This is a genomic window from Streptomyces sp. NPDC050211, assembly GCF_040656035.1.
Classification (GTDB): domain Bacteria; phylum Actinomycetota; class Actinomycetes; order Streptomycetales; family Streptomycetaceae; genus Streptomyces.
This window is the reverse complement of sequence record NZ_JBFALC010000049.1, coordinates 67,443-78,032: the sequence shown is the minus strand read 5'-3', so window position 1 is coordinate 78,032 and position 10,590 is coordinate 67,443. Positions and strand designations below refer to the sequence as shown.

Sequence of the window (10,590 nt, the reverse complement as noted above, 5' to 3'; positions counted from 1 at the left end):
ACGCGCCGAGCGTCGCGGCGACCAACGCGCCGGTGGTGCCGACCCGGCGCACACGCTTGACCCCCATGAGAACCCTTCCTGAGTTTCCAGACACCGAGACGGCAGGATCGCTCGCCTCGCATCTGATGCCGGATGCCCCTGCCGGCTCCGTACGACGGGCACAGTAGCCCGGCCAGGTCGCTGAGTGTGTCGGTCGTTTGCCCCACAAGGAACGGCCGCCGCGGGCCCTCGATGAGGTGTTGGGAGAGATGGCCGTCGCAGGCCTGCGACGCTGAGCGGAACTTGCGATAAGAAGCGTTACGCGGCCCGCTCGACGTCGACCTGTTTCACGTCGGCCCACTCGGTGACTGCGGAATGCTCTTCCGGCTCCACCGAGGCGCCTTCGGCGGGCCCCATTTTGTGAAGCCTGTATCGCGGCGACCTGAAATGGACCCGCGATTGACGAGCCAGAAGGCTAAGTGGAGTCATTCCAGGCCACCTTCACGGGAGGCGATCTTCACAGATTGGGGCCGCTTCGAGACGCCTCGGTGGTCCCAAATGACGTCGCCGTAGCCAGATCGGGACCTCGATGACGTCGACACCGGTCATCGCCGGATCATTTTGCCTTCATGCGTTCGTCCCCAATTCCGCATCGAGCACGACAGGTAGGTGGTCGGAGTATCGACGAGCCCGGCCCGTGTCGTGAGTGCGGTAGTCGTGCACCGTCATTCCGTAGGCGAGGATGTGATCCAGGCGCAGGGGCACCGGCTCGTTGGCGTAGAAGTAGCCGACGGTCGCGGCCCGGTGAGCGTCTCCGGGTCCTGCCAGCCGGATTCGAGAAGCACCTGCACGGCCCGGGTGTCCGTGTCGCCGAACGTCCCGTCGTCCTGCACGAGCCGGTAGCGCGATTGCAGGTTCCGCGGCACGTTGTCCCAGTCGGGCCTGTCGGACGGGCTGGGGCAGTTCATGTCGGCCAGGAGCAGCGCCCGAGGCGGCACGCCGGGGAAGTCTCCGGCGTAGTCGGTCATCCACCGTGCTTCTCTCAGCCGACTGTCGCCGTCGGTGTAGGTCAGGTGCGTGGCCAGGGCCAGGAAGTCATCGTGGTCGTTGTCCGCTTCGAGGGGCCGCAGGCGGGCTCGGATCAATGCGTGGTGGAAGACCCCTTCGCCCAGCCGCCGCCGGCCGATCATGCGGAGCTTCGACGCGCGGTAGAGCAAGGCCGTGTGGTAGGGGGTGTCCCCGATGCGCGAGCGGGCCATGCACACCGGTGTCAGGCCCAGAGTGTGGGCCATCCACAACAGGCGCCTCTCCTCGTCCTCGTCCCACCGTGCATTCCTGCAGGGCGAGTATGTCCGGTTCCAGACCCGCGAGGATCTTCGCCTGCGCGTGGAGCCGTTTCTCCGAGGAGCCGTCCACACCGCCGCACAAGAGATTCCAGGTCACGGCGCGCATCCTCATGCCGGTCCTCCCGTTGTGAATGGTGCGAAGTCTTCGGCGTCGTACAACGCGAGCTGTCCCCACGGGTTCATGCCGGAGCCGAAGCGCGCGGCCTGCTGCGTCAGGTCGAACAGCAGGCACAGCACTGTGGCCGCGGTGCGGTCCATACGTCCGGAGCAATCGAGATCCGCACTTGGAGCCACAGCAGTGGAAGAGCTGGGCCGTGGGACCTCGGCGTGGCGAGAGAGAAGGTCAGGGATGGAGGGACCCCCGCTCGATGCGGAGGGCCCCCATGCCTCGGGTTCGGCGATCTCCTCTGCGTTGGGCACGAGCGACAGGTCTTTCCAAATCCGGTTGACGAGGCCGATGCCGTGCGCCGCCATCGGGGCGTTCTGCTCGGCCAGGTCGCGATGGGGTCGGGTTTCGTCGAGCACGGTGAAGCGGGTCTGGGCCACTGATGGTCCTGTCCAGAAGTGATCGGTCTGGTCGGCTTCTTTTGGCCCTCCGTCTCCCGGGCCACCGTCTGGTCCCAGGGAACGAAGGGTGTTGATGCCCCGTCGCCGAGCGCCGAGCGGGCAGCCATGGCTTTGTGCTCGACGACGGGGTGTGGGCCCGCGCGGCAGTGGAGTACGTACGGGGCTGCCGCGCCGGGGGCCGTCAGGCGCGGGGCTCGGTGCGCGATCTGCCACGGGCCGGGGCCGCGCGGGCCTCCAGCCAGCACCAGCCGGCCCCCGCGAGCATGACGACGCACACCCCTAGGAGCGGCACCCCGAACAGGATGCTGACGACGTTGTAGGTGGCGTGGGCGAGGACGAGCGGGACCACCCGGCGGTAGCGGTGATACAGCCACCCGGCCGTAATGCCCAATGGCACAACGGCGAGCGCCGGCCACAGCCCCAGGTAGGCGTGCGGGAGGGCCCGCATCAGGGCCGTGACCACCAGGACCTCCCACAGGGGTCGGCGCACGGCCGTCAGCACCGCCACGACCACGGCCGTCGCCAGCACCTCCTCCACAGTTGCGGACCACAGCGCGTGGGCCAGATGCGGACCGAGGTCCGGGACCCCGGCCGCGGTCGCCTGATCGTCCTTGAGGACGGGGCCCGGCAGCCGCGCCAGCACCCCCATGAGGAGCACGGCCGCGCAGATCGCTGCGGCGTGGGCGAAGAAGACCAGCTCCCCCTGCGCCTTCTGCGCGCGCTCGATCTTGGTGCGCTTGCGGAACACCGGGCGGGCCAAGTCCAGCCGCTGGAGAGTGACCCCGCAGCGGGCGGCCAACTCCACGCACAGCCAGACCCAGACCACCAGCTCGGTCAGATGCCCGGCGATCTGCGTGGAGGCGCGGTGAGCGGTGAACTCACCGGCCTCGTCCGCCACAATCACGGCGAGTGCCCCGACGAGCGCGCTCACCTGCCGCCACGGCCACTCCGGGCCGTGCGGACGAGGCCGTGTGAGGATCAGCCCCAGCAGCCAGACCGCAGCCCCTGCGAGGCCGGCCATCCGGCCGATCTCCTCGATACGAAGGGCCGCGACGGGGAGATCACCGCCGGACTGCTGCACGACAGCCACGGCGGCACCGGCCAGATGAGGACCACCAGCGAGGGCGAACAACGTGAGCACCAGGGTGTACGCGCGTGCCGCACTCCAGGACGCGGGCGATCGGCCGGGAGCCGAGAACTGGCTATGGGAGTCGGTGGTGTGAGCGCCGCTGGCCCCCGCATCCTGCTCATCGTGGGACAGATCCGCCGGGTCAGGACGCCGGGCCGGTGCTGCTTGATCAGGCATGGAATAGCCCCCGCTCCCGCTCGACATCTGTGACCTGACCGCGGTGGGCGTCTATTTCCATCTGGGCCGCGTGGGCGAAGTGCCGTACGACGGTCTCCCCGAAGGCCTTCTCGGCGATCAGGCTTTCATCGAAGTCGCTCAGAGCAGCGGCGAGATCACTCGGCACGGAAAGCGCGTCGACAGCCCGGTAGGCGTCGCCCATGAAGAACGGCGGGAGCATGGGGCGGTCGGTGAGCCCGTGGATGATGGCGGCGCAACAGGCGGCGAGGGCGAGATACGGATTGGCGTCGGCGCCCGGCAGACGGACCTCCAGGTGCGTGCCCTTGCCATGGCCGGTGACGCGGATCGCACACCCGCGGTTGTCGAATCCCCAGGTGAAATGGGTGGGGGCGAACGAGTAGGGCCGGTATCGCTTGTAGGAGTTGGGGGTGGGCGCGTACAGCGGTGCCAGGTGCGGCAGGCCGGAGATCAGTCCGGCGAGGGCCCGCTCCATCGTCGGGGTAGGCAGGTCCCGGTGTGAGGTGGTGGCGAAGACCGGCTCGCCGTCTTTCCACAGGGACAGGTGAATGTGCAGGCCGGAGCCGACGCCAGTCTCCGGTGCTGCCATGAACGTCGGTATCAGCTCCCGGGGCGCCGCGACGTGCCGCACGGTGTGCTTGAAAACGGCCAGCACGTCGCACGCAGCCAGAGCCGGGCCGTAGCGCCAAGTGACCTCAACTTGGCCCTTGGCGCCTTCCGTCTTGACCGATTCGATCGGCATGCCGGCGCCGCGCAGCGCGGTCTTCAGGTCCTGGAAGAAGTCCGTGAGCAGCAGGGGCCGGTCGAGGGCGTAGTCGAGATTGTGGAACGCCGCGGGCTGAAGGTCGCGGTATCCGCTCGCGCTGTGTGCGAGCTCCTTGTAGAGGAGGAACTCGGTCTCCAGACCGACTCTGACGTCGAAGCCGAGGTCCGCCAGATGGTCGAGCTGGGTGCGCAGGATGCGACGCGGGGCGACCTCGATGGGCGCACCCTCCCGGTCGGCCGGGTCGCCGAGGATGAGGGCGGTGTCGGCACGGTAGGGCAGCCGTCGGATGGTGTCCGGGTCAGGGATAACGGCGAAGTCGCCGTACCCGTGCTCCCAGCCGGTGAGTTCGAAGCCCGGCAGGGGGGCCATGTTGACGTCGGTTGCGAGGATGTAGGCGCAGGCCTCGGTCGCGGGCATCTCCTCCAGGAAGATGGAGGCTTCGAAGTCCTTGCCCTTCAGGCGGCCCATCATGTCCGGGACGCCGAGCATCACCGTGGTGATCTCCCCGCGCCGCGTCGCGTCGCGGAGTTCTTGGAGGGAGAGAAGCCCGGCGAACCGATGTGTCTGGTGGGTGTTCTGGTTGCTCATCACACCACTTCCCCGGCGAGCGCCGTGCTCTCGGCCGTACTCCCGAGCGGAGGGATCTTGTAGTGGCGCTTGCCCTGGGTGATCCAGAAGATCCACGCCAGGAAAAGGGCCCCCGCCAGGGCGACCCCGGCATAGTTGAACGATTGCGCGGTGATCGGCGAGGCCTGGGGCAGGCAGAACACCACGGTCAGCACGGCCACGTAGGCGACGGAGATCCAGCCGAGCGGCTTGCTCCAGGCACCGAGGTTCCACGGGCCGGGCTGGAAGCGGTCACCGGCACGTCGGCGGAGGTACACCGGGATCACGTACGCGGGCGTGATCCCAATGACGTTGATCGCGGTGACGGCGGCGTACGCGGTCGGCGAGTACAGGCTGGGCAGGGCCAGGACCAGGGCGACGCCCACGGACAGCCACACCGCGGCGACCGGGGTGGCGGTGCGCTTGCTGACACGCCGCCAGGTCGCGGAGCCCGGCAGCGCCCCGTCACGCGAGAACGCGTACACCATGCGCGATGCCGCAGCCGTCTCCGCGTTGCCGCAGAACAACTGAGCCACGATGACGACGAGCAGCAGCCCCTTGGCCACGCCCGTGCCGAGCACATCGATGAAGATCTGCGCGGGCGGCACGCCCGTGCTCGAGCCCAGGGTGCCCGCGTAGTCCTCGATGGCGAATAACATGCCGGCCAGCAGCACGAACCCGGCCGCCCAGGACCAGGCGATGGCACGGATGATGCCCTTGGGCGCTGCAATCTGCGCCCCCTTGGTCTCCTCCGACAGGTGGGAGGAGGCGTCGTAGCCGCTGAAGGTGTACGCAGCCAGGAGGCAGCCGATAGCGGCCACGTAGACAGGATTCTCGAATCCGGTGCCGTTGTTGACGTGGCCGAATACGAAGTCGGCGCTCTGGCGCTCGCCGGGGGCGAGGGTGAGGGCTACGACGATCAGTGTGACGCCGGCGAGCTGCCACCACACCGAGATGGAATTGAGGACGTTGACCAGGCGCACCCCGAACGTGTTGAGGGTGCCGTGCAGCAGCAGAACGCCGGCGAATATCAGGATCGTCGTCTCCGGCGTGGGCTCCAGGCCCCACTGGAGGTTGGCGAACGCCCCGACGAACAGCGCGCACCCGTAGTCGATGCCGGCGATCGCGCCGAGCAGGCCAAGGAGGTTGAGCCAGCCCGTCACCCAGGCCCAGCGGGGTCCGCCGAGCCGGTGGGCCATGTAGTACAGGCCGCCAGAGGTCGGGTAGGCGGAGGTCACCTCGGCCAGGCAGGCGCCGAGGATCAGCGTCATGAAGCCGATGCCGACCCAGCCCCACATCATGACCGCGGGGCCGCCGGTGTTCAGTCCGTAGCCGAACAAGGTCATGCCGCCGGCCAGGATGCAGATCACGGAGAAGCTGATCGCGAAATTCCCGAAACCGCCCATCTTGCGGGCCAGTTCGGGCTGATAGCCGTGCAAGCGCAACGCGGCTTCATCGTCGATTGGGACGCCGGCTTTTCTCGGATACAACGGGGAAGTCCTCTGCTCTAAGGGTGGGAAGGGGGCGGGCCCGGTGGACGGGTGTTGCGGCCGGGGGGCCTCGGATGTTCATCGGCGGCCCCTCTCGCTCAGGGCTCTATTCCGTGCCGAGCGGAACTGGTCCTGCCACCAGTGGACGTTCTCGGTGACGAGCGCCCACGGTGCGGTGGTCACGTACGGGCCGATCGCCTCGAACACCTCGGCAGCGTTTCCCACGCCGGTGGCGGTGAGCACATACGCCAGGTGGTTCAGATCCAGCAGGGAGCGCATATGAGGTTTGGTCTGGTCGAACCAGTCGGTGAGTGCCTGCTTGGCGTAGTAGGCCCTGACCTCGCTGGCCCAGTAGGCGATCGTGCCGACGGTCCGCTTCTGCGCCGTTTGCCTGCGGTATTCCTCGACGGCGGCGTACAGGGGCAACACCTTCAGCGCAGAGCCTTCAGGTGCGACGGAGGCCGCCCACTGGGCGAAGTCCATGCCTCCCCTGCCGCGGGCCTGAAAGACTTGGAGCATCCGGTGATACGCCTCGCGGGAGTACGGGTCCCGCTGGTGCACCCACTCCAGCAGCTCCCACGGGCCCGGCGGCAGCATGTCGCCCCGCTTCGAAGCCCAGTTCATCCAGGTGTGAGGAGAGCGCGGGTCCGTGTCGACCTGTGCGAGAGCCACAAAGCACACGAACGGCACGGGGTCTTCCCGCCACCGGTCCGCAGCGGTCTTGCACACAGCACTGGCCGCATGGACAGCGCGGACCAGCCGCTGTCCGGATACCCCGTCACGGCGGGCGTTGAGCACCCGCTGGGTCAGTACGCGGGCCCACATCATCAGCGCATCCCAGTCGTCGGGTTCCTCCGCCAACCACGCCTCGATCGCCTGGCACTTGGCGGCGCCGACGGCCAGCGCCTGACTGCGAGACGTACGCAGCGGCCAGTCGTAGCCCGTGTCTCGGAGCAGCTGCTTTGCGCAACGCCACCGGTCCAGCTGGAGGTCTTCGAGCGCGCTACGCAGCTCTGCGTCCCACCCCGCCAGATGAGGAGGGGTCAGGTCCATGTCACGAGGAGACATCGGCACATCTCCGCGCGAGGTGAGAGACGTTAGGCAGGGGGACATTGCGTCTGGGCGTGCATAAGAGGGACATGGGGGCGGAGTCCTCAAAAGTCGAAGCCGGCGGGTGAAATCGGATCTGAAAGGCACCCATCAGCGATTTCTGTCCCCCGTACGAGTTTCGTCAGGGCGGCAGATTTGGGTGACACCATCGATGCCGCAGAAGCGCGGGAATCTTTCTCCGTAGTGCGTGTAAGGGGTTATGCGGCCGTTCGAGGGTGTGTTGGCGACCCAACTGGCGGTATGAGCAGTCATGGTGGGGGCTCGGGTTGTGAAGAATGGAAAGAGGGGCTCTGAAATCGGCGCTTAGTTCGCGCCCTAATGTCCTGGTGATCAGACGCCGGAGCGCTTCAGCACGCGCTGCACCTTGTGCAGCGTTACTACGAGGTCCTGGCCGCAAGGCAAAGGGGCGGGCTGTCGGCTCGCCTGGATCCATGGGGGAGTGTCCCAGCGCAGGCCAGGGGACGGCGGAACGGTGATCCACGAGCGTAGCCCTGCATGCAGGTGCATGCGCTCGTCGTTCGAGGCCAGCGCTGAACCGCTTCCTGGTTCAACCAGCAGAACGACCCGGCTTGCCTCGCGATCGACGAGAGCAGGGACGTGTGGACCGCCTTCTCCGGCTGTCAGCAGGGCCTGACCGACTGGGGAAGGCATGCTCACGGCGTCGAAGCAGGCGCAGTTGGCAGCGATGACGGGCCCTTGACGGCCTTCGAATTCAAAGAGCGTGGCATCGATCAGAGGAGTGATCGTCTGTTCGTCCGGGGGAAATCCTGGTACGCCGTCTGCGATCACGTACCCGACTGTCCAGCCGAGTGTCTCCCGGTAGATGGATAGGACGGAGGCCAAGCTGCTTCGATGCAGGCCGGGGTACATCCGTGCTCCTCGGGTAGCTGGTTTCCATTGTTGCGTGTCGTCTTTGGGCTTGGGGTGGCTCTACGTCTACCGCTGGCTTCTGTTCCTATTGCAAGGTGCGAACGAGACCTGACTTCAAAGTGGGATCGCGTCCTTGGGGATCTCTTTACTGAGCTGATCAGTTTCACGTTCAGCTTGTCGGCCTTCAGGGAGAACGAAGCTGGTGGGCCATTTCGGCGGCGGTGGGGCGATCCTCGGCCGGCGCTGTCAGCGCTTCAGCGAGCACCTGCTGAACACTGGGCCAAGCATCCGAACTGTGCAGAGGGATCTGGTGGGTGGCGATGATCTGTCTCAGCACGGGCGCGGTGACTTTGCCTGGGTCGATGCCGACGCGGGCGTAGTCCCGTGGCCAGTCGCCGGTGATGGATCGCCAGAGGCTCGCGGCCAGTGCGTAGACCTCGGCCGGTATCGAGGGTGCGACGGGGCGAATGCCGTCGTGGATGGATCGCGCGAGTTCGGGTGCCAGTAGGTGCGGAGGCCCGCCCCTGAAGAGGTGGGAGGCCTTGAGCTGGTGCGGGTGCCAGGACCATGAGCAGTCGATGAAGCGGACGCAATCGGGTGTGTGGATGGTGTGACACGGCTGAAGGTCGCCGTGCACCCAGCCTTGACCATGGAGGGCGGCCACGGCATCACACAGATCGACCATGTGGCGCCGGAGGGCCGCGGATTGGAAGGTTCCTACTCGTCCATCGTGCAGAACCTCCCAAGTAGAGGGGCCGTCGTACCAAGGGGTGAGCATCCAGGCCAGAGCGTCGCCCCGACCACGCGCCAGGACGGCTCCAGGGGGACCCATCCGAGTGACGGCGACCGTCTCGCGCGCTGTGATTGCGGCTGCGTCCGGGCCCGTTCCCACCTTGATGGCAACCGTCTTCCGTGGGCCGTGCGCCTGCCATACGGCGCTTGCCCGTCGGTTGCTGATCAGCTTCAAGTGTGGATCGGGCCCACACAGGGCCTCGGCCGCGGCACGTGCCTCCGCGGGACACGGCGTTTCTGTCGTCATGGAACATCCAGCTTCCTCAGTGCCATAAGGTGTCTGCCGTCCCGGCGGGCAAAGGCGCTGGGACTTCGTGTTTTCCAGGCAGGGAGTGATCTTGGGCTACGTCCGGCTGCTGCGCCGCCGTCGCGTCCTTGCCTTGTGGGCGGCCCAAGCCCTGTCGGTCTTCGGCGACCGGTTGTACGCCATGGCGATCATGTGGATCGCTTGGGAGCGGTCGGGGGCGGACGCCATGGGATGGGTCGCCGTCGCAGAGTCCGTGCCGTACATCGTGATGGGAACGCTGGGACGCCGGATCATGGACCGGTTCGCGTCTTTGCGGGCGCTGGCTGTCGTCGACGCGGTGCGGGTGGTCCTGGTGGCGCTTCTGCCGTGGGCCTGGGGCGCGTTCGGAACGCCGGGCATGCTCGTGCTGGCCGCGGCCTTGGGCCTGGCCGGCGCGGTGTTCGACCCGAATCTGGGGGCACTGGTCCCGGACTTGGTCCGGCCCGACGAGGTGCAGGCCGTCAACGGGCTAATGGACCTGACCGGGCGGATCGCGAGGGTGGCCGGTCCGGGTGCGGCAGGAGCCATGCTCGCGTTCGTTCCCCAGGCCACGCTGTTCTGGCTGGATGCGGCGACCTTCGCCGCGTCCGCCGTGGCGCTCGCGCTCCTGGGGAGGTCCATGCGGCCCGCTACGTCCGGTCCGACGCCGCCGACGGAAGCGGTGCGGATGCAGGCCCGGTCGTTGCTACGGGCCCATCCGGCCACGAGCGCAGCGATCGCCGTGCACGGCGCGGCGATCTTCGCGCAGGCCGTGGCACTGGCGATGCCCGCGCTACTGGCGAGCCGTCTCGATGCAGGAGCCGGTGCGTACGGTCTGGTGCTGGCCGCTACCGGTGCGGGTGCCTTGGCGGGGAACTTCGTGGCCGGTAACGTGCGGTTGCCGGGCCGGAAGCCGGTTGCGTACTGCCTGTTGTGGGCGGTCTCCGGGCTCCTGCTGGCGGTTACCGGCTCTGCAGGGAACATGCCCGTCCTGCTCGTGCTCTCCGCGGCTTCCGGTGCTGTGGCACCGTTCCTGGGGATCACCTTGCAGACCCATCTGTCTGCGTTCCCGGCGACCGCGCGTCGGCGGTTGATGTCCATGGACCTGACCGTCATCAGGACCGCGGGCACCGCATCGATGCTGATCGTCCCCGTCGTAGCGGCCAGTTCTCCGGCCACGGGCTTCTGGGTGGGTGGCATGGCCACGGTCGTCGTGGCGGCCGTGGGAGCCGGCGCGGCGTGGTGGTGGATGCGGGACGGGGGAGTCGTTCCGGCCACGGAGGCGGCTCCCCAGCTCTCACGCGACTGAAGGCACGCTACTGCGGGGCCTCGGCCGGCGTGTTCAGCCAGGGCGTGGGCGATCGGTTCGGCAGGTCCGAGACCGGCTTCGTTGTACGTGGCGGTCCACTCGTCCCACAGCGCGGCCTGCTCCTGAAACTCCCTCATGGAGCTTAGTTCTCCTCGTCACGAAAAGA

The 10,590-nt window shown here is 67.6% G+C and carries 9 protein-coding genes; 1 reads left to right on the top strand and 8 read right to left on the bottom strand.

The features are described 5' to 3' along the window. Positions 1-704: 704 nt before the first annotated feature. From AB0I98_RS35720 to AB0I98_RS35685, 8 genes are all read right to left on the bottom strand, one after another. Positions 705-1,271, bottom strand: a complete 567-nt coding sequence (locus AB0I98_RS35720) for a hypothetical protein (protein ID WP_362949181.1) — start codon at positions 1,269-1,271, stop codon at positions 705-707. Positions 1,272-1,433: 162 nt separating this feature from the next. Then, positions 1,434-1,871: a hypothetical protein gene (locus tag AB0I98_RS35715; RefSeq protein ID WP_362949179.1), complete on the bottom strand. Its 438-nt coding sequence runs from the start codon at positions 1,869-1,871 to the stop codon at positions 1,434-1,436. A 202-nt stretch (positions 1,872-2,073) separates the two neighbouring features. Continuing rightward, positions 2,074-3,198, bottom strand: a complete 1,125-nt coding sequence (locus AB0I98_RS35710; RefSeq protein ID WP_362949178.1) for a CPBP family intramembrane glutamic endopeptidase — start codon at positions 3,196-3,198, stop codon at positions 2,074-2,076. Then, entirely contained in the window at positions 3,191-4,570 is a 1,380-nt protein-coding gene (locus AB0I98_RS35705; RefSeq protein ID WP_362949177.1) for a glutamine synthetase family protein, read from the bottom strand. The genes AB0I98_RS35710 and AB0I98_RS35705 overlap by 8 nt, the downstream gene beginning before the upstream one ends. Further along, positions 4,570-5,994, bottom strand: coding sequence for an amino acid permease (locus tag AB0I98_RS35700; protein WP_362949188.1), 1,425 nt, complete (start codon positions 5,992-5,994; stop codon positions 4,570-4,572). Before AB0I98_RS35700 ends, AB0I98_RS35705 begins: the two co-directional genes overlap by 1 nt. Positions 5,995-6,156: 162 nt before the next feature. Beyond that, positions 6,157-7,131, bottom strand: a complete 975-nt coding sequence (locus AB0I98_RS35695; protein WP_362949176.1) for a hypothetical protein — start codon at positions 7,129-7,131, stop codon at positions 6,157-6,159. 387 nt (positions 7,132-7,518) lie between these two features. Further along, positions 7,519-8,058: a hypothetical protein gene (locus tag AB0I98_RS35690; RefSeq protein WP_362949174.1), complete on the bottom strand. Its 540-nt coding sequence runs from the start codon at positions 8,056-8,058 to the stop codon at positions 7,519-7,521. A 184-nt stretch (positions 8,059-8,242) separates the two neighbouring features. Beyond that, entirely contained in the window at positions 8,243-8,743 is a 501-nt protein-coding gene (locus tag AB0I98_RS35685; protein ID WP_362949173.1) for a hypothetical protein, read from the bottom strand. A gap of 445 nt (positions 8,744-9,188) precedes the next feature. On the opposite strand from AB0I98_RS35685, the gene AB0I98_RS35680 reads away from it, so the two are divergent. Next, positions 9,189-10,424 carry an MFS transporter gene (locus tag AB0I98_RS35680; RefSeq protein WP_362949172.1) on the top strand — a complete coding sequence of 412 codons (1,236 nt, stop codon included), beginning with the start codon at positions 9,189-9,191 and terminating at the stop codon, positions 10,422-10,424. Positions 10,425-10,590: the final 166 nt, after the last annotated feature.